The sequence below is a fragment of the Acinetobacter sp. GFQ9D191M genome (assembly GCF_011174875.1).
Classification (GTDB): Bacteria; Pseudomonadota; Gammaproteobacteria; order Pseudomonadales; family Moraxellaceae; genus Acinetobacter.
Map to the genome: position 1 here is coordinate 16795 of NZ_JAALGV010000052.1, position 22170 is coordinate 38964.

Genomic DNA, 22170 nt, shown 5'->3' on the forward strand with positions numbered 1-22170 from the left:
AATATCAAGAAACTAGATATATTTTTTCCAGTCGGCAATGCAGGCTTGAATTAACGCACAGGTCTCATCAAATACGGCCTGATCGTGCTGATAGGGGTCAGCAACGTTTTTACTTTGCCAATGCCCCAATCTAAAAGTTTTGCCTTTGGCAAAGGGCCAGGTTTGTTCCACATGCTTTTGTTGATTTTGGCTCATCACTAAAATCAGGTCGGCTTTTTTAATTAAGTCTGCATTGAGCTTTTTTGCCACGTGTGGACTCATGTCGATGCCGTGACGTTGCATACATAAACGGGCTTTGTCATCGGCTGCATGACCAACCAAACCTGAAATACCCGCAGATTCAATATGCAACTGTGGATATTGCTGTTTTAAAAAGTATTCTGCCATGGGGCTACGGCAAATATTGCCAATACACACCACCAAAATGTGATTAATTTTCATTATTTACCCAAATTATCTAGTTGATAAAGCACACTAGAGAACGGAATCATCTGATTCACGACACGTTGCCAGCGGGCCAAGCCTGAAGCATCGACATACACAATATCATTGCTACGCATTTTAAACTGATTAGCCAAGCCAAAGTCTGCAATGCTGGTTAAATCCATGTGATAGACTTCGGTATGTGCTGCATTCGGCTGGCTACGGACCACATAAATTTTACTGCGGCTGGCAGACAGTGGGTTTAAGCCCAAGCTTTCACCCAATACATCGCTTAAGCTCATGCCTTGATCGCGCATAGGGAGCGATTGATTTTTACCCGACTCACCCATCACATAAATTTTTTGATTTTCACGGTTGTTGACATACAAGGTGTCATTCGGCTGGATGAGTAAGTTGTGCAATGACAAGCCTGCTTTTTCCAACTCTACGGTATTGAGTTGATAGCTACGCCCCTGACGCACTAAAGTCATAGAAGCATTGTCACCTTGTTGAGCATTGACCCCGCCTGCCATACCTAAAGCGGTATATACACTGATCGGTTGATCATTTAAATAGAACTGCCCACCTTTCATGACATTGCCTTGTACCGAGTATCGCTGCCCTTGGTAAGACAACACCCGCACAATCACATCTGGCGTTTTTAAATAACGCGCCAATTGTCCGCGCAACTCGCGGTTCACTTGTGCTAAAGATTTACCTGCGGCTTTATAACGCCCGATAATAGGAAATTGAATATAACCCTGTGAGTCAATTTGATAACCATTGGACTCAACGGCTTTTTCGTTACTAATGGTATTGGTTGGTGGTGTAATTTCAGGATATGCCCATAAATAAATAGAAAGAATATCGCCTGAACTTAAGGTGTATTGACGCTGTGGTGTATGAAATAAATGTGCATAGTCTTGTTGAATATTGTGAACCGCAGGCTGCACCGCAAGCATTGAGTCTTGGGTGAGTTTAATCACATTGACCGCTGTACCCAAGTCGGTGGTATAGACCCCTTCATTTGGTAAGTCATAAGTTTGTAAGCCAGAGGTGACAGCGCACCCCGTCGTGGCAATGCCACATGCCAATAAAACAGCCAGTTGAAAGTGTCGCACGCGAGATTCCATTATTAATTTTTAAAATCTTTTAAATCAATTGCTGCCATTTTACCGAACTTGTCAAATAGGTACATAGCAATTTGTAATCATTTTGCAGATTCTGTCAAACTCTTTGCAAAAAAATGATAAAAATCGCAAATTGTGAATTTAATCTAAATTAAAAAAGTTGAATAGTCATAAAAACTATACACTGATGCATCTTTCAACTAATTTGAGCACAAATCATAATAGAAATTTCATAAATTTCTGCTAGTATTCCTGCCGAAAGATTCATTCTTCATAAAATACAGATATAAATTTAAAGGCGCTAAAATGCTACAACTCTCTGAGCTAAAAATTGCCGTTATTGGTTTAGGCTATGTCGGTTTACCTTTGGCAGTTGAATTCGGAAAAAAATTGCCAGTGGTTGGTTTTGATATCCATCAAAAACGCATACAAGAATTACAAAGTGGGCAAGATCACACTTTAGAAGTGTCGCCAGAAGAACTTAAACAAGCGACACATTTAAGTTACTCAGCCAATTTAGATGACTTACGCAGCTGCAATTTTTTTATTGTGACTGTTCCAACCCCAATTGATGAATTTAAACAACCTGATTTAACCCCACTTATTAAAGCCTCTACCAGTATTGGGAAAGTGCTTAAAAAAGGCGATGTGGTGGTGTATGAGTCTACCGTTTACCCAGGGGCAACTGAAGAAGCCTGTATTCCAGTTTTGGAACAAGTGTCAGGCTTAAAGTTTAATCAGGATTTTTTTGCAGGCTATAGCCCAGAACGGATTAATCCAGGTGATAAGCTACACCGAGTCACCAATATTTTAAAAATCACTTCAGGCTCTACCCCAGAAGTGGCAGATTTTGTAGACCAAGTTTATAACCTTGTGATTGAAGCAGGTACACATAAAGCTGCGAGTATAAAAGTGGCTGAAGCAGCCAAGGTGATTGAAAATACCCAGCGTGATGTGAATATTGCTTTAATTAATGAATTGGCTGTGATCTTTAATAAGTTGGGTATAGATACTGAAGCGGTGTTGCAGGCTGCGGGAACCAAGTGGAATTTTTTACCTTTCCGTCCAGGTTTAGTCGGTGGGCATTGTATTGGGGTAGATCCATATTATTTAACCCATAAAGCACAGTCTATTGGTTATCATCCTGAAATTATTTTAGCGGGTCGTCGTTTAAATGATGGTATGGGCGCTTATGTAGTGACTCAGCTCGTCAAAGGGATGATTAAAAAGAAAATTCAGGTGGAAGGTGCTAAGGTTTTAGTCTTGGGCTTAAGTTTTAAAGAAAATTGCCCAGATATTCGTAATACAAAAATTATTGATATTGTGACTGAACTGAAAGAATATCAAATAGATGTAGATGTATATGACCCTTGGGTAGATGTGCAGGAAGCCGAGCATGAATATGGCATTCGCCCTGTACAGTCTGTAAGCGACAATAGCTATGATGCGATTATTTTAGCGGTGGCGCATGAGCAGTTTAAACAGATGGGGGCAGCGAAAATTCGTGCTTTGGGTAAACAAGCGCATGTACTCTATGATTTAAAATATGTGCTAGACGCGAAAGAAGCCGATATTCGACTTTAAGTAAAGTGGAAATAAATAAAAAATAAGGAATGACAAGTTCATGAGTCAATATCAAACAGTATGTGAGCAATTACAACAAGCACCAAAAACTTGGTTAGTGACAGGCGTAGCGGGTTTTATTGGCTCAAACTTGTTAGAAACTTTACTTAAGCTGAATCAGAGAGTTGTGGGTTTAGATAACTTCGCCACAGGTCATCAGCATAATTTGGACGAAGTTCAAAACTTGGTGAGTGCAGAGCAATGGGCAAACTTTAAGTTCTATGAGGGTGATATCCGTAACCTAGAAGATTGCCAAAAAGCCTGTACAAATGTGGACTATGTATTGCATCAAGCAGCTTTAGGCTCTGTACCACGTTCTATTGCAGACCCGATTACGACTAATGCAGCCAATATTACAGGTTTTTTAAATATGTTAGTGGCAGCCCGTGATGCGAATGTTGACAGCTTTACTTATGCCGCCAGTAGTTCTACCTATGGTGATCACCCGGCATTGCCTAAAGTGGAAGAAAATATTGGTAACCCGCTTTCGCCTTATGCGGTGACCAAATATGTGAATGAGTTATACGCAGATGTATTTGCAAGGACTTATGGTTTTAAGGCTATTGGTTTGCGTTATTTTAATGTGTTTGGAAAACGTCAAGACCCGAATGGTGCTTATGCTGCAGTAATTCCTAAATGGACTGCTGCCATGATTGCAGGCGATGATGTTTTTATTAATGGTGATGGTGAAACCAGTCGTGACTTTTGTTTTATTGAAAATACAGTGCAGGCCAATATTCTGGCAGCTACTACGCAAAATGATGAAGCTAAAAATCAGGTTTATAATGTAGCAGTGGGGGATCGGACCACGCTGAATGATTTGTTTAATGCCATTAAAGCTGCGTTAAATGAAAATGGTGTGACCTATACCAAAGCACCTATTTATAGAGAGTTTCGTGTGGGTGATGTCCGACATTCGCAAGCGAGTATAAACAAAATTCAAAGCCTATTAGGCTATGAGCCAACCAAAAAAATTAATCAAGGTATTGAATTGGCTATGAGTTGGTATGTAAGGGCATTAAAAAATTAAACTTATGTTTAAACAATTGTCTTACTTATTAAAATCTGGTGAAGTAAAAAGGCTAATGGAAAATTTTTTTTCATTATCTGTTTTAAAGTTGGTCAATGCTATTCTTCCTTTTGTCACGCTTCCCTATTTAATTAAAGTGTTAGGATTTCAGCAATATGGTGCAATTGTTTTGGCCTTATCACTAATTGCTTATTTTCAGGCAATTACTGATTATGGTTTTAATTTGTCAGCTACTCGTGAAATTGTAAAAAATAGAAATAATAAAAATAAAATTAGCTATATTTATAGTAAAACTATTATTTCAAAGATATATTTGCTAATAATGTCATTGATTATATTATTTATTTTGATTTTTTGGATTCCTCAGTTTAAAGAGGATCTTTTGGTATATTTTTTCATGTGCTTGATTTTAGTAGGTCAAACACTTTTTCCTGAATGGTTTTTTCGTGGTATTGAGCAGATGCGATATATCACGATTATGGATCTAATAGTTAAAGGTCTCTTCACTGTTGGTGTTTTTTTATTTATAAAACATCCTCAAGATTACTGGATTTATCCCCTGCTTTACGGATTTAGTTCTATAGTGGTTGCAATAATATCTAATTATCTTATTGTAAAAAATTATCAGATAAGCTTTTTAAATATTGGATTAAAAGGAACCTTAAATAATCTAAAAAATGGTTTTCCATTATTTATTAATCAATTTATGCCCAATTTTTACAATAATACAACAACTTTTCTGGTGGGTATTCTTCTTGGGAAGAATATAGCTGGATTTTTTGGTGCAATAAGACAAATTGTTAATATGGTAAGTGTTTTTAATGCAGTGGTATCAACAGTTTTTTTTCCATATTTATTAAGGAAAAAAGAGAAATTTCAATTATTCTCTAAAGCTTATACTCTGATTTTTCTGGTATTAATTGCTTCTGTGGCTATAGTTCATCCATTCATATTTCAGTGGGTTGGAATAGCCGGCAATAATGCCTCTTTAGTGTTTATATTGCTATTGATAGGTATATTTTTTGTTGCGATGTATAGTTTGTATTCAACAAATTACTTAATACCAAGAGGGCATGATAAAATTGTTATGAAAAACACATTTTTAATATCTATATTAGGATTAATTGCTTCATATCCTTTAATTAAAACATTCGGCATTCTAGGAGGAGCATTAAATATTGCCATTGCTCAGTTGCTAATGGGGGTGACTGCATATATATATTATCTAAAATTTAAAAAATTAGGTGAAGTTTAATGAGAATAGCTATTTTAGGAACAGGAAATGCTGGTTGTGCATTGGCTGCAAAATTTACTCAACAAGGCCATAGTATTAGCTTAATTAAGACGTCTAAATCCTTGCATGAAGAAAATTTTAATGTAATTAGTCAACAAAAAGGTATTTGGTTGCATGATTTAGACGAAAGTCAAAGTTTTGTTAAAATTTTTAAAATAACAAGAGATATTAAAGATGGTTTGCGGGATGTTGAAATCATTATAATTTTAACTCAAAGTATTCATCATGAAAGCGTAGCTGAAAAAATAGCTTCTTTTATTCCAGATTCCTGTAAAATTATTTTTACAATTCCTGGAAATTTAGGCTCACTATATTTATATAAAAGAATAGGTAATAAAGTTATCTATGCTGAGGGCGAATCGACACCTTATGATGCAAGATTAGAAAGACCTGGTGTAGTGAAAATATTATTTAAAAATAGACGTAATGCTGTTTCATTTTTGCCAAAATCAAGAGCAGATGAAGGTCTTCAATATATTTCTACTCTGGTTGATACCTATAAGTTTAAAAGACAAAATTTGGTAGAATCTGCTTTACATAACCCTAATCTAGTTGTTCATACTATAGGGGTAATTATGTCTGCTAGTCGTATTGAAATGATGAAGGGTGAGTTTTGGATGTATAAGGAGTCATTCTCACCTGCTATTTGGAATCTTATTCATGATTTAGATTCTGAAAAGAATAAAGTTATTGAAGCATTTAAAGGGGAAAAACTATCCTATTTAGATGCCTGTAAATTTCGTAACGCAGATGATCTGAATATGGATTCCTATGAAGTTTTTAAAGGATATGCAGAAACAGGTGGACCAAAAGGACCAGATTCTTTATCAACGAGATACTTACATGAAGATGTGGCAAATGGTTTATGTCTATTAAGTATGCTAGGGAAAGTTTTAAAGATAGATACACCCATAACAAACTCATTAATCACTATAGCTTCATCGTTGGTTCAATATGATTTTTTTAAAAAATCACGTACTTTAGAAAGCTTAGGATTAGGGTCCTTAAGTAAAGAGCAACTTATTGATTTTTTTAATTAAGTTTGGGGATTATTATGTCGAAAATGTATATTAGAGAGTTGGTTTTATCTACACCTTGGTTAAAAAAAATTTATTTGAAAAGACGTATTAAATCTGAGAATGATTTAATGAACACGACGCAATTGAATCAATATTTGAATGAGGCTGAAAAAGTTCTTTTAACACATCCTGTCAATATACGAGTAGGATTAGTTAAAGACGATGATAATTATGCAGATGTTGGCTTAGTTAAAGAGCGTGCTTATTATCCAAAGTACGAAAGATTTTTAAAAAATAATAATATTTACTATGAATATTATGATCCATTCAAGTCGAATTGGATGGAAGAGGCAAAAAAATTTGATCTCATTGTTTGGCATACAGATTCAGATCCTTCTACACAAGATATTGCGAAAAGTAAAATTTACATTTTTGAGAAAATGGGAATAAAAAGTTTGCCAAGTTATGATGAAATATGGTCCTATGAGGATAAAGTAAGAGCAACATATTTATATAAGCTATATAATTTACCTCATATTCCTACCTTTATTAGTCATTGTAAAGAAGAGGTTCTTGCTTATCTAGAGCAGGCAAATTACCCACTAATTGCTAAAATTTCAACTGGTTCAGCATCTTTTGGCGTAGATAAAATTGAAAATTACGAGCAAGCTAAAAAAAATGTAGATCAGATTTTTTCCTATAAAGGGAAAGAAACTTATTTTAGATACGTTAATCAGAAAAACTATGTTTATTTTCAAGAGTTTGTTGATGATGCTACCTATGATTTGCGTATTATTTGTATAGGTAACGATTTATTTGGATATTATCGATACCCTAATAAGGGTGACTTTCGTGCCTCTGGTGCTGGGAACTATGAGAAGAAAGAAATTCCTGTGGAGGCGTTAGAGTTGGCTTATCAAGTCAAAGAAAAATTTGGATCCGTTTGTTTAGCTACAGACTTTGTCTATAGTGAAAAAAGAAAGCAATTTTTAGTCATAGAATCATCTATTTTTATTGGTGTAGATACTTGTGAACAACTTTCTATTAATGGTGTAGCTGGTAAATATATACGATTATCAGAAAACAATTATGATTTTAGACAAGGTAAATTTTGGGTGCAAGAATTAACTTTAAAAGAGCTAATTCAGAGTTAATATTATGTATTTTATTTTGCCTATTATCACTATATTTGTGGTATTTATTTTTATGTTCCAAGAGTATTTAAAAAGAGGATTTACTTTAATACTTATGGCACAAATATGGTTTTTAGTCATTTATTGTCTAGCTCCTATCGCTTTGATTCTTTCTTATGATAAGGTTGCTAATCATGCGTTTTTATTAACCAAATATGATGTAATGAGTTTTTTTGCTCAATTTTTAAATATTTTATTTTATTTGTCTTTTATCATTGGATCAATTTTTTGTAGGTACAGAGGGTATTTGGATTTTAGTATTGATAGGGAGATGATAAAAAAAATTAATTATATATTAATTTTTGTAGGTATTCTTTCGTTATTTGTTTTTTTAAGAGAATACGGTGGTTTGAATTATGTTTTATCTAACATGTCTCAAATACGATCTGGGCATGCAGATGTTAAAAGTTATTTAGGGGCATTTTTTTTAAGTTTTTATAAGTTAGTTAATTTATCATTTTTTATTTTTTTTGCTAAGATTTTAATGGAAAAAGAAAAGCAAAATATTGGGTTTAAAATATTATTTATAGTTAACTTTTTTCTTTGTGTTTTTGGTTTGTTTTTAAGTGCAGGTAGAGAAAATGGTATTAGTTTCTTTATATCATTAGCTGCTATTTACATAGCTATTAAGAAGAAGTTGCCACTAAAATTTTCTATATTTATTATTATATTTACATTGTTTTATATCGTTTTTGGGAAGACTTTAATTTTTGCACTTAATACCGAAAACTTTGATGTAATTGATTTTTTTAGAAATCAATTTATACCAATGCTGTCAAATTCGTATAACTTAATCATGATGGAATTTTCTCATCAATACTTATCTTTAATTAATTTTATTAAAAGTGATAGTGAATATAGATATTTTGGTGATTATATATATTGGTCTTTTATTCCTTTTAAACTATTGGGTTTTAGTCTTGAGGATTCTATTTCTTACTATAATACTTATTTAATAATGGGGCGCTGGGAAAGTATCATACCCCCTGGTCCAGTTGCTTTTGGGTATATTAGCTTAGGTGTGGTAGGTGTTGTAGTTCATGGTTTTATAGTAGGATATATTTTTAGGTTAATTGATATGGTTTTTAATAGTAATTTACGTATAAAAAAGAATCCAGTTATTATTGGTTTTTATGGAATGCTTATTCCAACATTCACATATTTGATGTCAAATTCTGATTTAGGGTTGTTTTTCCAAAATCGCGTACCACAAATTTTATTTTTTCTAATATTAGTCTTTTATTTTAATTTGAAATACATTGTAAGAAGATAGTAAGATGTGTAAGAAGCTTCATGTAATTACTGGTTTAAATGATGGTGGGGCAGAAGGTGTCTTGGCTCGAATGTGCTTGCTTGAACCTGAGAAACATATTGTAATTTCTTTAATGGATATGGGGAAATATGGTTCAATTTTAGAGCAAGGTGGTGTTAAAGTTTATTGTTTAAATTTAAATCCATCTAAAATGGATTTAAAAAAAACTATAGAATTATATTCTTTAATTCGTAGTATAAAGCCTACTATTGTGCAAACATGGATGTATCATGCAGACTTTTTAGGCGGCATGGTTGCAAAAATAGCAGGAGTGCCTAAAATATTCTGGGGTATTCGTCATAGTAATTTAAGTAAAGGAACTATAAAAAAATCTACATATTTTATAATGAAAATGTGTGCTATTCTTTCTCATTTTATACCTAAAAAAATTATTAGTTGCTCTAGAGATGCAATTGAATCTCATAAAAATCAAGGTTACGTAAAAAATAAATTTGAACTTATTCAAAATGGCTATGATTTAAATAAATTTCGTCCGCTGCTAGATCAAAAAATTAAATTTAATTATAAAAAACCAGTAATTGCTATGGTCGCACGTTACGATGTTCAAAAAGACCACCAAAATTTACTTCAAGCATTATCCATACTTAAAAGTAAAGATACTTATTTTCATACTGTTTTGGTGGGAACAGGTATGACTGAAGATAATAAAGAGTTAATGGAATTAATTTCTCTAAATAATTTAAAGTTGAATGAAGATATAACATTATATGGTCGTTGTAATGATATACCTGCATTAATGAATGCAATTGATTTGCACGTATTATCAAGTCTTGGCGAGGCATTTCCGAATGTATTAGCAGAAGCTATGGCATGTGGAATACCTTGTGTTTCAACTGATGTGGGAGATGCACGAGAAATTATTGATAAATATGGCTGGATTGTACCTGCTCAGAATTCTATTAAATTAGCAGATGCTATTTCTGCAGCTTTAAGTGAATTACAATTTAGGCCAACTGAGTGGCAGGCTAGAAAAAATGATTGTGTAATGCATATTCAAAATAATTTTGAGATACATACGATGATTCAAAAATATCATCGTATATGGGAGAGCTGATTAATGGCATGCATCGCATTTATTGGCACAGTTGCATCAAGCTTCTATGGCTTTCGTGCAGATTTAATTCGCACACTTTTAAAAAAAGGTCATCAAGTTTATGCGTTTACTTCTGAATATACGGCAGAAGACCTAAAAAAAATAGAAAAGTTGGGTGCTACGCCAATTACATATACATTAAACCGTGGTGGACTAAACCCACTTGCAGATACAATTGCAACATATCAACTCTCAAAAAAAATTAAAGCAATTAATCCTGACTTAGTATTCTCTTATTTTTCTAAACCTGTCATTTTTGGTACTTTGGCAGCCAAATTAGCTAAAGCTCCGCGTGTTGTTGGTATGCTAGAAGGGTTAGGCTATACATTTACGGAGCAACCAAAAGGCTTAAGTAAAAAAACTCAGCTTATAAAAAAGATACAGGTTTTTTTATATAAAATAGCATTACCACAACTTGATCAGCTTATTTTTTTAAATCCTGATGACCCTAAAGATTTACTTGAAAAATATGCTATAAATGTCAAAAAAGTAGAGGTTTTAGGTGGGATTGGCTTAAATTTACAAGACTATCCATATCAACCATTGAGTAATATTCATTTGCCCCTTAAATTCTTATTTATTGGTCGTTTATTGAAAGAAAAGGGGATACATGAATTTGTTCAGGCAGCAAAACTGGTAAAGAAAATTTATCCCGATACAGAGTTTACAGTGCTTGGTGCAATAGACCATCATAATTTAGGCGCTTTACAACAAACAGAATTGGATAGTTTAATTTCCTCTAATATTATTCAATACCCTGGTCATGTGAGTAATATCAAAGACTGGATTGCTGACAGTCATGTATTTGTATTGCCATCGTATCGTGAGGGAGTGCCACGAAGTACCCAAGAAGCAATGGCGACAGGACGTGCAATTATTACAACAGATGTGCCAGGTTGTAGAGAAACAGTAATTAACACGAAGAATGGTTTTATTGTGCCAAAATGGAATCCTGAAGCTTTGGCAGAAAAAATGATTTATTTCATTGAGAATCCAGAAAAAACCCAAGTAATGGGTGCCGAAAGCTATAAAATTGCCGTTGAAAAGTTTGATGCAGAAAAAGTAAATCAACGTTTAGTGAATATTCTAGGTCTATAAATGCTAAAACGCCTCCTCGATATTATTATTGCTTCTATTGCCCTGATTTTACTGTCACCGTTGTATTTTTATGTGGCACATAAGGTGAAAAAAAATCTAGGCTCACCTGTTTTATTTCGTCAGGTACGCCCGGGTTTACACGGCAAACCTTTTGAAATGATTAAATTTCGCAGCATGAAAGATGCAGTAGATGCGCAAGGCAACCCTTTACCAGACAGTGAGCGATTAACTCCGTTTGGCAAAATGCTGCGTTCTAGTAGTTTGGATGAAATGCCAGAATTATGGAATGTCATTAAGGGTGATATGAGCATCGTCGGACCACGCCCATTACTTATGGAATACTTACCGTTATATAACCAAGAACAAGCCAAACGCCATTTAGTCCGCCCAGGCATGACAGGGCATGCACAGGTCAATGGACGTAATGCCATTAGTTGGGAAGAAAAATTTAAACTCGATACGTGGTATGTAGAAAATCAATCGGTTTGGTTAGATTTTAAAATTATGCTTAAAACGGTTAAAAAAGTGCTCGCCAAAGATGATATTAATGAAGCAGGCGAAGCGACCATGACTAAATTTACGGGTACAAAATCGGATCAACAGCATGACTGAACTATATGCAGTATATGGTGCCTCTGGCTGTGGGCGTAGCTTGATGCCAGTGGCAAGAGCCCAATTAAAGCGTTTGGGAAATCCTGCTGAAATTGTATTTATAGATGATAGCTTAGTTGTAGAAACCACAATCAATTCACACCGTGCCATGAATTATACGGCATTTAAAGCACACCCTGCGACTCAAAAACATGTATTAATTGCGATTGCCAATAGTCAAGTACGTGAAAAAATTTCAATACAACTTGAACAAGATGCAATTGAGCTCTGGAGTGTTCAGGCAGATAATGTCGTACTGATGGATGAGGTTGAAATTGCCGCAGGTGCAGCACTCAGCCCATTTGTGAGCATTACCTCAAATATAAAAATTGGTAAATGCTTTCATGCCAACTTATATAGCTATGTAGAACATGATTGTGTGATTGGTGACTTTGTTACTTTTGCCCCAGGGGTTCAGTGTAATGGCAATATTCACATTCATGACCATGCCTATATTGGTGCGGGTGCGGTGATAAAACAAGGTACGCCAGACCAACCTTTAATTATTGGTCGGGGGGCGGTGGTTGGTATGGGCGCAGTAGTGACTAAAAGTGTACCTGCAGGTGTGACCGTTGTTGGTAACCCTGCGCGACTGCTGAAAAAAACTAATTTTTAAGACGAATACGATTAATATTCTAGGATAAAGCATGCTAAATACTGCATTTGAACCATGGCCAAGCTTTACTCAACAAGAGGCAGATGCCGTATCTCAAGTTTTACTCTCCAACAAAGTCAACTACTGGACAGGGCAAGAATGCCGCGAATTTGAAAAAGAATTTGCGCAATTTGCGCAAACCCAATATGCCGTGGCACTTGCCAACGGTACTGTCGCTTTGGATGTTGCACTCAAAGCCTTGAATATTGGCGCGGGTGATGACGTGATTGTCACTTCACGCACCTTTTTAGCTTCGGCAAGCTCCATTGTGACAGCAGGTGCCAACCCCATTTTTGCAGATGTAGAACTCGATTCACAAAACATTTCTGCTCGCACCATTGAAGCGGTACTGACTCCAAATACCAAAGCCATTATTTGTGTACATTTGGCAGGCTGGATGTGTGATATGGACCCAATTATGCAACTGGCAAAAGAAAAGGGTCTGTATGTGATTGAAGACTGTGCACAGGCACATGGTGCGATGTACAAAGGCAAAGCTGCGGGTTCAATTGGACATATTGGTGCATGGTCGTTCTGTCAGGACAAAATTATGACCACAGGTGGCGAAGGCGGTATGGTCACTACCAATGATGAACAGCTATGGAAAAAAATGTGGTCCTACAAAGACCATGGTAAAAATTACGACAGCATTTATCACAAACAACATCCACCGGGTTTCCGTTGGTTACATGACTCATTTGGCACCAACTGGCGCATGATGGAAATGCAAGCCGTGATTGGACGTATACAATTACAGCGCATGCCTGAATGGACACAAAAACGTACCGAGCATGCACAGCGCATTTTGGCAGCCTTTCAGGACAGTCCCTATTTTACTGTGCATTACCCAGACAGTGACTATGTACATGCCAATTACAAGTGCTATGTGCAGGTGAATAGCGAACAGTTACCTGCAGGTTGGTCACGTGATCGTATCATGCAGGAAATCAATGCGCTTGATGTACCTTGTTTTAGCGGCTCATGTTCAGAAGTGTATTTGGAGCATGCTTTTGATGGCACCGCATGGCGACCTGCACAGCGTTTGGTCAATGCACAGCAATTGGGCGAAACCAGTTTAATGTTCTTAGTACATCCTAACTTAAGCGATGACAGTATCACAAAAACCATTGCAGCCATTCAGCAGGTGATACAACAGATGGCAAGCTAAGCTATACTTGTGATGCAGCCTTCTAGTGGTGATCTTCATCTTGCGATAGGGCGCAAAGGGCTGCGTTAGGTTGGTTGTTGTAGCTTTACATCATTCGGCTATTGCAGTGCGATAGGGTCATCTAATCTTTAAACTGAAAATAGAGTAAAATATGCCAAATGATATATTTTACTTTGATAAAAATAGTGTGAACTGAAAATTGTCTATATACATTAAATAGACAATTTTCAGTAAAAAATATTGAGAAGCTTCATTCCGTGAAATCCATTATCGAACCTGCTGTAGAATCCCCCCGCTTAGTCAAACTCGCATTTTTAATGGTGTTGGACTTTTGTGTATTTCCTGTCTTGCTGTGGCTATGTTATGCCATCCGCCAGTTTGATTTAGGCGCAGAAGTGGTCCCCAACTTGGCTTTTGGATCGGTATGGGCAAGTGTGATTGCCGTTGTATCGCTGTTTATTTTTGGGGTATATCGCTTTATTGTGCGCACCTACAGCGAACTGTTTATGGTCAAATTGGGGTTGGGCACTTCATTGACTGTGGCAGGGTTGTATGCGCTAGCTTACTTTACCGATGCCTTTATTCCCACTTCTATTCCGCTCATGTTCGGCTTTCTCATGTTCGCTTGGGTCTGGTTTAGCCGTGGTTTTATTCGCTTTATCGTGCGTTCTTATTTACAGGCCGATGTACAAAAAAAACGTGTGGCGATTTATGGTGCAGGCAATGCAGGTCAGCAAATTGCAGGAGCACTCTACAATTCCGATGAACACTTACCCGTATTATTTATAGATGATGATCCCTCACTCACTGGGCAGCAATTGGGCCGTTTGAAAGTCTATGATGCAGAAACAGCATTAAAAGTCATGCCGAAAAAGCATATTGATGAAATTTTGATTGCACTGCCTTCTGTCGGGCGGATGCGTAAAAGTGAAATCGTCAAATTCTTAGAACCTGCACATATTAAAATTACCGAAATTCCAGGACTGACCAAACTGGTCGATGGTGAAATTCGCGTATCGGATATACAGGAAGTCGATATTATTGACCTGCTCGGGCGTGACCCTGTGCCGCCTGTACCCGAACTGTTGGCTAAAAATATTCAGGACAAAATGGTCTTGGTCACAGGCGCGGGTGGTTCCATTGGTTCTGAACTGTGTCGCCAAATTGTTAAAAATAAACCCAAAGCCTTGGTGATTTATGAACTGACCGAATTTGCGTTGTATAGCATTGACAAAGAATTACGCTTAAATAGCGATGTCACGATTATCCCGATTTTAGGTTCAGTGCTCGATCAGGCCAAACTAGAGCGAGTGATGGAACAGTATAGGGTTCAAACCGTGTACCATGCGGCTGCTTACAAACACGTGCCGTTGGTAGAATGTAACCCATTGGCAGGTCTGAAAAATAACGCCATTGGTACGGCATTTAGCTTAAATGCAGCGGTCAAAACAGGTGTAGAAACCTTTGTACTCATTTCTACCGATAAAGCCGTGCGCCCCACCAATGTCATGGGGGCATCTAAACGTATGGCAGAATTGTATTGTCAGGCGATGGCAGAAGCACAAGAACAAACCCAAATTAGCATTGTCCGTTTTGGGAATGTTTTGGGTTCATCGGGTTCGGTGGTGCCGTTGTTTAAACAGCAAATTGCCAAAGGTGGGCCCATTACCGTGACTCATCCTGAAGTCACCCGTTATTTTATGACCATCCCAGAAGCCTCACAGCTGGTGATTCAGGCCGGTGCCTTGGGTCATGGTGGCGATGTGTTCCTGCTGGATATGGGCGAGCCGGTACGGATTCAGGACCTGGCCCGTCAGATGATTGCGCTGAGTGGTTTAAAAGTACGAGAAACAGGCAGTCAGGAAGGTGATATTGAAATTCAATATTCAGGCTTACGCCCAGGCGAAAAACTTTACGAAGAATTGTTGATTGATGCCGATAATACCGAAGTGACCCAGCACAGTCGTATTTTGCGTTCTTATGAAAAAATGTATCCGTTGGATGAATTGCTGATGGTGTTTGAGCGTATGCATGACTTAACCGCAATTCAAAGTGATATCGACTGGGCTTTGGCACAGCTGGAACACTATGTTGATGGTTATGTACGTGGTACAGAAATTAAGGTGAACTAAATTTCAAAAACTAAGTTGAAGTAAGTCAGTTCAACTTGTTGATGAGTAAAATTTAACTAAAAAATTTGTGTGAAATTAGGTATCTGAGATGATTAAAAAAGCCATTTTACCCGTTGCAGGTTTAGGCACCCGTTTTTTACCTGCCAGTAAATCTATCCCTAAAGAAATGGTGACTGTGGTCGATCGTCCTGCGATTGAATATGTAGTGCGCGAAGCAGTAGCAGCAGGGATTGAGCAAATTATTTTGGTGACCCATTCATCTAAAGCCTCCATTGAAAACTACTTTGACCGTAACTTTGAGCTAGAAACCACTTTAGCACAAAAACAAAAACTGGATTTGCTCAAAGAAATTACCGAAATTTTACCTGCACATGTCAGTGTTGTGAGTGTGCGTCAGCCACAACCTTTAGGTTTAGGGCATGCGGTTTTATGTGCTAAATCTGTAGTAGGCAATGACACCTTTGCAGTGCTGTTACCCGATGTTTTGGTAAAGGATGATGCTGCACAAAATGACTTGGCGCGTATGATTCAGCGTTTTGAGCAAAGCAACGCTGCACAGATTATGGTTGAAGCAGTGCCAGAGCATCTGGTCGACCAATACGGTATTGTCGATGTAGCTGCAGCACCTGCTGAAGGTGAAAGTACCGTGATGCAGGGCATTGTTGAAAAACCCGCAGTAGGCACGGCACCTTCTAATTTATCGGTGGTGGGGCGTTATGTTTTGCCTGCAGAAATTATGAATTTGCTCGAAAACACCCCTAAAGGGGCAGGTAATGAAATTCAATTGACCGATGGCATTGCCATGTTGCAACAAAACAGTGTGGTGGAAGCTTACCGTATGCAAGGTCAGACTTTTGACTGTGGCAGCAAGTTGGGTTACTTAAAAGCGGTGTTGCATTATGGACTCGATCATCCAAAATTAGGCGATGATTTTAAAGCCTTGATTCAAGAGTTAAAGATTGAATCTTAAAGGTGATTAAGGGGGGAAAGATTAGAAAATCTCTCCTAGCCTCCCTTCTTACGCAAGAATTTAAAGCAGTGCTTAAACTCTTGCTCAGGGAGGAACCCACGTGAAATAAACAGCATCAACCAATACACAGGAACACATTTTGAAAGTCGCAGTCTTTGGAAAAACCCTCTATGCAGGCGTGATGTCTGCACTCTTGGCAGAATGTGGGCATCAAGTCTATTGGTGCGATATCTTTCAAGACGCAGCCCATCCACTCGAACAGCAACATCTCAGCTTTCAAGACCAAGCCTTGAGCCTTTTATTACAACAACAATGCAGCAAGGGCTTTTTACACTATTGTGATTTTGCTGCATTGCCTTTAGACGTTGATGTGTATCTACTCAGTTTGAATCCGACTGAAGAAACCCATGCTGTGACAGTCTTGGGGCAGTTGCAACAACGTCCGATCATTCACCCTAAATTGATGATCAATGCCTCGACTTTGGGTTTAAATGGCACACAGCGCCTGCAAAAAATCTTGCCACAAGATGACTGGATGTATTTGCCCGACATGATTCAAGAGGGCAATGCCATTCAAAGTCTGACCCGTGCACAGCAACTCACGGTGGGTTGTGAAAATGAACGTGCGCAAGTCAAACTCAAAGAATTACTCCGCCCCTTATTTCCACGTGCGCAGCAATACCTGTTTATGCCCGTGTTGGATGCAGAATTTACCAAACTGAGTATTTCAGGCATGCTGGCAACCCGTATCAGTTATATCAATGACTTGGCAGTGGTGGCAGAAAAACTCGGGATTGATATTGAGCATGTACGCCAAGGCATGGCGGCAGATAGCCGTATTGGTGCATCGTATATGTACCCCGGTGCAGGGTTTGGTGGTGAAAACTTTAGCCATGATATTCAGACTCTGGCCAGTACCGTCTCCACCACAGGGGTAAAAAGTCAGTTGTTGGCGCAGGTCTGGGACATCAACGAACAACAAAAAGAACTCTTGTTTAGAAAGCTATGGAATTATTATCAGGGTGATTTAAACGGCAAAACTGTGGCGATTTGGGGCGCGGCCTTTAAAGAAAATACCGCACGGGTGCAACATTCTCCAATTCATGTGATGTTGCCTGCGTTGTGGGCGCAGGGTGTGACGGTAAAACTGCACGATCCACAAGCTTTGCCTGAAATTGCGGCACAATATGGTCAGCGTGATGATCTGATTTTATGCGCAGACCAATATCAAGCGGTAGAGGGGGCATCATCATTATGTGTGTTGACTGCGTGGAAACAATATTGGAGTTTGGATTATCCGACTTTGTTGCAGCAGATGCAGCATCCGCTGATTTTGGATGGTCGCAATATTTATGATCCTGAATTTGTAAAGGCACAAGGTTTTGCTTATATGGGAGTCGGTCGCTAATGATTCGTAGCACAATGTCACAGACGCAAAGCTCGTTCTCCCAAAGTGACAATGCTTTGCCGCAGTTACAACAATTACAGCAACAGTTTCAGCAGCTGCATTTAAATCAGCTATTTGCTCAAGATCCACAGCGTTTTCAGCGTTTCTCGGTGGCTTTGGACAGTGTGCTGTTTGACTATAGCAAGCATCGGATTGACGCCAAGGTGTTGCAGACCCTGGTTCAGTTTGCACAGCAAAGTCAGCTTGCTGAGTGGATTCAACGTTTATTTTCAACGGCAACTGGCTCAGAGAAAATCAACTATACCGAACAGCGCGATGCGATGCATTGGGCCTTGCGTTTGCCTGCAACGAGCACAGCAGCAAGCGCTTCCGAACAGACCGATGCCTACGCTGCATTGACTGAGCAAGTCCATACTCAGCTTGAACGTATGTATGCCTTGGTGGAAAAAATCCATGCAGGCCAATACCGTGGTGCCACGGGTGAAGTGATTCAGGATGTGGTCAATATTGGTGTCGGTGGCTCAGATTTAGGCCCGTTGATGGTGACCCAAGCCTTATCTGATTTTAAAGTGGCGACAGAAAAACCACTGAATGTACATTTTGTATCCACTATGGATGGCAGCCAGTTATCTGAATTGCTGCATCGTCTGCGTCCTGAAACGACCTTGTTTATTATTTCGTCCAAGTCTTTTGGCACGATTGATACCTTATCCAATGCGCAAACGGTGAAACAATGGCTAGAAAAGGCCTTGGGTACACATGCGCAAATTCTGAAACATCACTTTATTGGAGTATCCACCAAAGCCGATAAAATGACCGCTTGGGGCATTTGTCCTGAAAATCAGCTCTTGCTTTGGGATTGGGTGGGTGGTCGCTATTCGTTATGGTCGTGTATTGGCTTACCGATTGCCCTGACCATTGGCGTTGCCGGTTTTCAGCGGTTTTTAGCAGGTGCACATGCGGTTGATCAGCATTTTCAAACGGCTGCATTTGATCAGAACATCCCAGTGCTGATGGGCTTGCTGGGGGTATGGAATAATAATTTCCTGAATATTCAGACTCATGCGGTGTTGCCTTATGATGGACGTTTAAAATACTTCGCTTCGTATTTACAGCAATTAGAAATGGAATCGAATGGCAAGTCGATTCAGCGTAATGGCGAGGTGGTTAGCTTGGATACTTGCCCGATTGTTTGGGGTGAGGTCGGGCCGAATGCACAGCATGCGTTCTATCAATTGTTGCATCAAGGGACACATGCGGTCAGCTGTGATTTTATTGCCCCTGTGCAGCGTTATAATGCCAATCAATTTACCTATGCCGAAAATGCCGAGGCTTTGGTGGAGCAGCACCATTTGGCCTTGTCCAACTGCTTGGCACAGTCGCGGCTTTTGGCCTTTGGAAATCAGGCTCTAGATCAGCAGGAATTAGATGGCTTAGCTGCGTATAAGCAGTACAGTGGTAATCAGCCAAGTAGCAGTATTTTATTGCAAGAACTCAATCCGTATAGCTTAGGCATGTTGATTGCTTTGTATGAACACAAAGTCTTTGTACAATCGGTGCTGTGGAATATCAATCCCTTTGACCAATGGGGTGTAGAAAAAGGCAAGGAAATTGCCAATCAGCTCTTGCCTATTTTAAATGGGCAGCAACAGGATTTATCGGCACTTGATGCATCGACTCAAGGTTTATTAAAAATTTTATTAGGAAAAATAGATGGCTAATGTTTTAGTAACAGGCGGTGCTGGCTATATTGGTTCACATACCTGTGTTGAGTTGCTGAATGCAGGGCACAGCGTGGTGGTGCTAGATAATTTGTCCAATAGCTCGGCAGAGTCATTGGCGCGGGTGCAGCAACTGACGGGCAAAACCTTGCAGTTTATTCAGGGCGATATTCGTGATGCTGCTACTTTGGATGCTGTGTTTGCTGCACATCAAATTGATGCAGTGATTCATTTTGCAGGACTCAAAGCAGTTGGAGAAAGCCAGCAAATTCCACTCAGTTATTTTGACAACAATATTGCAGGTTCAATCAGCCTGATTCAGGCCATGCAACGTGCCAATGTATTTAAACTGGTATTTAGCTCATCAGCCACGGTATATGACGAAGCCAATATTTCACCACTGAATGAAGATATGCCAACAGGAATGCCAAGTAATAATTATGGCTATACCAAACTGATTGTGGAACAGCTCTTAGAAAAAGCTGCCGCAGCAGATCCTCGTTGGTCGATTGCCTTATTGCGTTATTTTAACCCTGTGGGTGCGCATAAAAGTGGTCAGATTGGTGAAGATCCGCAAGGGATTCCAAATAACCTGATGCCTTATGTGACCCAAGTGGCTGTCGGTCGTCGTGAAAAACTTTCAATCTTTGGCAGTGATTATGATACCGTCGATGGCACAGGCGTCCGCGATTATATCCATGTGGTGGACCTGGCCAATGCACACTTATGTGCACTGAATAACCGTTTAAATGCACAGGGCTGTCGTGCCTGGAATATTGGAACCGGAAACGGGATTTCCGTGTTGCAGGTGAAAAATACCTTTGAACAGGTCAATGGAGTAGAGATTCCATTTGAACTGGTGCCGCGCCGGGCGGGCGATGTGGCAACCTCTTTTGCAGATAATCGGCGTGCTATTGCCGAGCTAGGCTGGCAACCGCAGTATGGTCTGGAAGATATGCTGGCCGATAGCTGGAACTGGCAAAAACAGAATCCAAATGGCTATCGTTAAAACGCTTGAAGTGGTATGAATAAGGTAAGCGTCCGCTGAGCCCCACTTTTTCTAACTCATTAATACCGCGATAGTGTCCACTAAAATTTAAGTGGACACCTATTTATGGATTTAAAGACAGTTATAGACACTGCACCAACGCTAAAAAAGCCCCGTCGAACCTTCACGGCTGAATTTAAACATCAACTTATTCAGCAATGCCAGCAGCCAGATACATCGGTGGCTAAGGTCGCAATGCAACATCAGATCAATGCCAATCTGTTGCATAAATGGATTCGTCAGTCTAGATCAATGGTTCCATCATTAACAATCTCATCCATTCCACAGACCGACTTCCTTCCGGTCATGCTTCACCCGACTCCAGCCAAACAAGACGCACCTCCGCTATCTGTGCCGGAGAAGAATACTGTCGCTCATATCAGAATTCCACTGCATCAGAAACAATGTTCTGCAAGAGATCAGGTGATCGAAATCGAATGGCCAGTGGAATCGGCCAAGGAGTTGCTGCTTTTACTTCAGGGCTTGATCAAATGATCCGTATCGATGAAATCTGGCTCTCTACCCAGCCGATGGACATGCGTGCGGGTATGGATACAGCTATGGCGCAGATCATGAAAGCCTTTGGCTCGATCAAACCGCATTGCGCCTACCTGTTCTGTAATAAACGTGGCCATCGTATGAAAGTACTGGTGCATGATGGACTGGGCATCTGGCTGTGTGCCCGGCGGCTGGAACAGGGCAAATTTCACTGGGCTAAAGTTCACCAGGGTGAAAGCGTAGCTCTCAGCCCGGAACAGTTACAGGCACTGATCCAGGGTTTGCCCTGGCAGCGCATTGGACGACAGCAGGTGGTCACAATGCTCTAAACCAGGCTCGACCATTCTGCCATCCTCCAAACGTTCTATTTCATTCTTCTCATGACCTCAGGCATACTGCGGTCATGAATACGCTGCCAGATTTAAGCCAACTGACCCATGAACAACTGCTGGAATTCACCCGGCAGTTGGCGATGCAGCATCAACAACTCGCAGAAGATAAACAACAATTAGATGCTCAAGTCCAACATCTGGAAGTATCAAATCAGCAATTAGATGCCAGAGTTCAACATCTTGAAGTCACCAATCAGCAATTAGATTCTAAAGTTCAACATCTTTCTATTCTCAATCAAAAATACGAGCATGAACTCGCACTATTTAAACGTAAGCGTCCGCTAAACCCCA

General features: G+C 39.1%; 20 protein-coding genes and 1 pseudogene. 19 read left to right on the forward strand and 2 right to left on the reverse strand.

Annotated features, from left to right (window positions below; translation table 11 throughout):
- Positions 1–12: 12 nt before the first annotated feature.
- A complete protein-coding gene (locus G5T77_RS08630; RefSeq protein ID WP_166135354.1) occupies positions 13–441 on the reverse strand; it encodes a low molecular weight protein-tyrosine-phosphatase in 429 nt (142 codons plus the stop codon).
- Positions 441–1544: a polysaccharide biosynthesis/export family protein gene (locus tag G5T77_RS08635; protein WP_166135350.1), complete on the reverse strand. Its 1104-nt coding sequence runs from the start codon at positions 1542–1544 to the stop codon at positions 441–443. The genes G5T77_RS08630 and G5T77_RS08635 overlap by 1 nt, the downstream gene beginning before the upstream one ends.
- A gap of 315 nt (positions 1545–1859) precedes the next feature.
- On the opposite strand from G5T77_RS08635, the gene tviB reads away from it, so the two are divergent.
- The 19 genes and pseudogenes from tviB to G5T77_RS08730 all read left to right on the forward strand — a co-directional run.
- Positions 1860–3137 (forward strand): Vi polysaccharide biosynthesis UDP-N-acetylglucosamine C-6 dehydrogenase TviB, encoded by a 1278-nt coding sequence (gene tviB / locus G5T77_RS08640; protein WP_166135347.1) that lies wholly within the window; start codon positions 1860–1862, stop codon positions 3135–3137.
- Positions 3138–3177: 40 nt separating this feature from the next.
- Entirely contained in the window at positions 3178–4206 is a 1029-nt protein-coding gene (locus G5T77_RS08645) for an NAD-dependent epimerase/dehydratase family protein (protein WP_166135344.1), read from the forward strand.
- Between the two features lie 4 nt (positions 4207–4210).
- Positions 4211–5461 (forward strand): oligosaccharide flippase family protein, encoded by a 1251-nt coding sequence (locus G5T77_RS08650; protein WP_166135341.1) that lies wholly within the window; start codon positions 4211–4213, stop codon positions 5459–5461.
- On the forward strand, positions 5461–6540 hold the full coding sequence (locus G5T77_RS08655) for an NAD/NADP octopine/nopaline dehydrogenase family protein (RefSeq protein WP_166135338.1): 1080 nt from the start codon (positions 5461–5463) through the stop codon (positions 6538–6540). The genes G5T77_RS08650 and G5T77_RS08655 overlap by 1 nt, the downstream gene beginning before the upstream one ends.
- A gap of 14 nt (positions 6541–6554) precedes the next feature.
- Positions 6555–7673: a hypothetical protein gene (locus tag G5T77_RS08660; RefSeq protein ID WP_166135335.1), complete on the forward strand. Its 1119-nt coding sequence runs from the start codon at positions 6555–6557 to the stop codon at positions 7671–7673.
- 52 nt (positions 7674–7725) lie between these two features.
- The gene (locus G5T77_RS17185; protein ID WP_240904195.1) at positions 7726–8985 is read left to right on the forward strand and encodes an O-antigen polymerase; all 1260 of its coding nucleotides are present in this window, start codon (positions 7726–7728) and stop codon (positions 8983–8985) included.
- A 4-nt stretch (positions 8986–8989) separates the two neighbouring features.
- The gene (locus tag G5T77_RS08670; protein ID WP_166135332.1) at positions 8990–10099 is read left to right on the forward strand and encodes a glycosyltransferase; all 1110 of its coding nucleotides are present in this window, start codon (positions 8990–8992) and stop codon (positions 10097–10099) included.
- Positions 10100–10102: 3 nt separating this feature from the next.
- Positions 10103–11236, forward strand: coding sequence for a glycosyltransferase family 4 protein (locus G5T77_RS08675; protein WP_166135329.1), 1134 nt, complete (start codon positions 10103–10105; stop codon positions 11234–11236).
- Entirely contained in the window at positions 11237–11848 is a 612-nt protein-coding gene (locus G5T77_RS08680) for a sugar transferase (RefSeq protein WP_166135326.1), read from the forward strand.
- A complete protein-coding gene (locus G5T77_RS08685; protein WP_166135323.1) occupies positions 11841–12503 on the forward strand; it encodes an acetyltransferase in 663 nt (220 codons plus the stop codon). Before G5T77_RS08680 ends, G5T77_RS08685 begins: the two co-directional genes overlap by 8 nt.
- 31 nt (positions 12504–12534) lie before the next feature.
- Positions 12535–13710 (forward strand): DegT/DnrJ/EryC1/StrS aminotransferase family protein, encoded by a 1176-nt coding sequence (locus tag G5T77_RS08690; protein WP_166135320.1) that lies wholly within the window; start codon positions 12535–12537, stop codon positions 13708–13710.
- 257 nt (positions 13711–13967) lie between these two features.
- Positions 13968–15842, forward strand: coding sequence for a nucleoside-diphosphate sugar epimerase/dehydratase (locus G5T77_RS08695; RefSeq protein WP_166135317.1), 1875 nt, complete (start codon positions 13968–13970; stop codon positions 15840–15842).
- Positions 15843–15930: 88 nt separating this feature from the next.
- A complete protein-coding gene (gene galU / locus G5T77_RS08700; protein ID WP_166135314.1) occupies positions 15931–16812 on the forward strand; it encodes a UTP--glucose-1-phosphate uridylyltransferase GalU in 882 nt (293 codons plus the stop codon).
- A 139-nt stretch (positions 16813–16951) separates the two neighbouring features.
- The gene (locus G5T77_RS08705; RefSeq protein ID WP_166135311.1) at positions 16952–18220 is read left to right on the forward strand and encodes a nucleotide sugar dehydrogenase; all 1269 of its coding nucleotides are present in this window, start codon (positions 16952–16954) and stop codon (positions 18218–18220) included.
- 14 nt (positions 18221–18234) lie between these two features.
- Positions 18235–19941 carry a glucose-6-phosphate isomerase gene (gene pgi, locus G5T77_RS08710; protein WP_166135391.1) on the forward strand — a complete coding sequence of 569 codons (1707 nt, stop codon included), beginning with the start codon at positions 18235–18237 and terminating at the stop codon, positions 19939–19941.
- The gene (gene galE, locus G5T77_RS08715; RefSeq protein WP_166135308.1) at positions 19934–20950 is read left to right on the forward strand and encodes a UDP-glucose 4-epimerase GalE; all 1017 of its coding nucleotides are present in this window, start codon (positions 19934–19936) and stop codon (positions 20948–20950) included. The genes pgi and galE overlap by 8 nt, the downstream gene beginning before the upstream one ends.
- Before the next feature lie 105 nt (positions 20951–21055).
- Positions 21056–21484: a transposase gene (locus G5T77_RS08720; RefSeq protein ID WP_160255527.1), complete on the forward strand. Its 429-nt coding sequence runs from the start codon at positions 21056–21058 to the stop codon at positions 21482–21484.
- Entirely contained in the window at positions 21481–21816 is a 336-nt protein-coding gene (tnpB, locus tag G5T77_RS08725; protein ID WP_005108356.1) for an IS66 family insertion sequence element accessory protein TnpB, read from the forward strand. The genes G5T77_RS08720 and tnpB overlap by 4 nt, the downstream gene beginning before the upstream one ends.
- A gap of 74 nt (positions 21817–21890) precedes the next feature.
- Positions 21891–22170: pseudogene (locus tag G5T77_RS08730) on the forward strand (IS66 family transposase); the annotation flags it as partial.

Bases quoted from the DNA above. Each gene is read 5' to 3' on its own strand.
- G5T77_RS08630 (WP_166135354.1), bottom strand. From the start codon at position 441: ATGAAAATTAATCACATTTTGGTGGTGTGTATTGGCAATATTTGCCGT.
- tviB (WP_166135347.1), top strand. From the start codon at position 1,860: ATGCTACAACTCTCTGAGCTAAAAATTGCCGTTATTGGTTTAGGCTAT.
- G5T77_RS08645 (WP_166135344.1), top strand. From the start codon at position 3,178: ATGAGTCAATATCAAACAGTATGTGAGCAATTACAACAAGCACCAAAA.
- G5T77_RS08650 (WP_166135341.1), top strand. From the start codon at position 4,211: ATGTTTAAACAATTGTCTTACTTATTAAAATCTGGTGAAGTAAAAAGG.
- G5T77_RS08655 (WP_166135338.1), top strand. From the start codon at position 5,461: ATGAGAATAGCTATTTTAGGAACAGGAAATGCTGGTTGTGCATTGGCT.
- G5T77_RS08660 (WP_166135335.1), top strand. From the start codon at position 6,555: ATGTCGAAAATGTATATTAGAGAGTTGGTTTTATCTACACCTTGGTTA.
- G5T77_RS17185 (WP_240904195.1), top strand. From the start codon at position 7,726: ATGTTCCAAGAGTATTTAAAAAGAGGATTTACTTTAATACTTATGGCA.
- G5T77_RS08670 (WP_166135332.1), top strand. From the start codon at position 8,990: ATGTGTAAGAAGCTTCATGTAATTACTGGTTTAAATGATGGTGGGGCA.
- G5T77_RS08675 (WP_166135329.1), top strand. From the start codon at position 10,103: ATGGCATGCATCGCATTTATTGGCACAGTTGCATCAAGCTTCTATGGC.
- G5T77_RS08680 (WP_166135326.1), top strand. From the start codon at position 11,237: ATGCTAAAACGCCTCCTCGATATTATTATTGCTTCTATTGCCCTGATT.
- G5T77_RS08685 (WP_166135323.1), top strand. From the start codon at position 11,841: ATGACTGAACTATATGCAGTATATGGTGCCTCTGGCTGTGGGCGTAGC.
- G5T77_RS08690 (WP_166135320.1), top strand. From the start codon at position 12,535: ATGCTAAATACTGCATTTGAACCATGGCCAAGCTTTACTCAACAAGAG.
- galU (WP_166135314.1), top strand. From the start codon at position 15,931: ATGATTAAAAAAGCCATTTTACCCGTTGCAGGTTTAGGCACCCGTTTT.
- pgi (WP_166135391.1), top strand. From the start codon at position 18,235: ATGTCACAGACGCAAAGCTCGTTCTCCCAAAGTGACAATGCTTTGCCG.
- galE (WP_166135308.1), top strand. From the start codon at position 19,934: ATGGCTAATGTTTTAGTAACAGGCGGTGCTGGCTATATTGGTTCACAT.
- G5T77_RS08720 (WP_160255527.1), top strand. From the start codon at position 21,056: ATGGATTTAAAGACAGTTATAGACACTGCACCAACGCTAAAAAAGCCC.
- tnpB (WP_005108356.1), top strand. From the start codon at position 21,481: ATGATCCGTATCGATGAAATCTGGCTCTCTACCCAGCCGATGGACATG.